Below are 1,276 nucleotides of genomic sequence, written 5' to 3' on the forward strand. Positions count from 1 at the left end.
GGAATCTCTTTTCGCAAGTAGGGCCAAGGGTGAGAGCTTGGATCCACTACAGTCATTAGAGGGAAGCTATAGTCAAGGTATATTCTTCTCTGACCGGGCGATACGTAGTCATATCTTTTAATTGGGGACATCTGACCTAAAGGGTAGCGTAGGCTTGCTTCTACCTTAGAGCCCTCAGGGGTTTGAACAATGTGAGTCGTTTTTTGCTTAACTCCCGAAGTAGTCAGATGTAGAATACCTATAGGGCCGTAGGGATACCAGGGCTCTACCCACAGCTTTCTTAGTGGATCCCATAGAGGTAAGATGCTATGAACTGTCCAGTTGCAGCGAATCGGCAAGAGGGAAACATGCTCTACTCCTAAGTCCTTGTAAATAGCTTTATTCACAGTGACTTGATCAGTAAATGTATTTAATGCTCCTCTTAAGATCGCTTGGTTCACATTTTTTTTCCAGGACTCGATAACTACAGATCTTTGAGTCATCGAGAGCACTCCAACATTTAGAAATGGCCTTATATAAAGGTTGTCAGATTCAATTCCGTAGTCAAGATCTGGGAAAGAGTTTAGGTATAATGAGTATAAAAAATTTGTAAGTGAAAGAGGATTTGGGTTTAGCATAGTGTCTAAAAGCTGTGGGACTATGGAAAAACCTTTTAGCAATGCTCCTTGAATAAGGCTCTCTATAGCCGACCAATCTTGAACCCAAGCATCAGCGTCAATCCAAATGTAAACTTCATAGCCCGGAAAATACTCAGGTAGGAATGGTCTGGATAACAAAGCTTTAAAATAATTGGGATAGTTACTACTATCCGGAGGCTCATAATTCCAAATCGGCTCAACAATGTAGTCAACGTACTGACTCATCCACTGCAACTGTTCTGGTGTAAGGCCTACATCAAAGAATCCAATATCGACGGAGTAGCCCTGTGGCTTCTCTCGGATAGAGAGGATAGTCCCCTGGACTAACTCAAAAAACTTGCTGTCTGCACTTGTAACAATGATAGTTGAGTTCATGACTTTCGCATCTCCTCTCTTTTCACAAGTCTACTTCTAAGCTCTACGCAGATAGCAAAGGGATCCTCTTTGACCAGCTATGATCTCCCCCTGCCAGATCATGTGAGAAGGATCCAGCATCTGGTCAATCTGCTTGCGGGCTTGCTCCGAGCCAAACTCCACATAGATGACCTTGACGTCTTTGAGCCATGGCTCCAAACTGGCCAACACCTCCACCCCCTGCCCACCTGCAGCCACCCTGAGCACATCGATGCGCTCAGGGT

Annotated in this window: 2 pseudogenes; both read right to left on the reverse strand. The window is 44.6% G+C overall.

From position 1 onward, the window contains the following. Window positions 1–1,013, reverse strand: a pseudogene (locus NW858_RS02770) (macrocin O-methyltransferase); the annotation flags it as partial. Window positions 1,014–1,049: 36 nt separating this feature from the next. Next, a pseudogene (locus tag NW858_RS02775) lies at window positions 1,050–1,276 on the reverse strand (glycosyl transferase family 1); the annotation flags it as partial.

Origin of the sequence: Synechococcus sp. H55.10 (genome assembly GCF_047502715.1) — a bacterium.
Classification (GTDB): Bacteria; Cyanobacteriota; Cyanobacteriia; order Thermostichales; family Thermostichaceae; genus Thermostichus.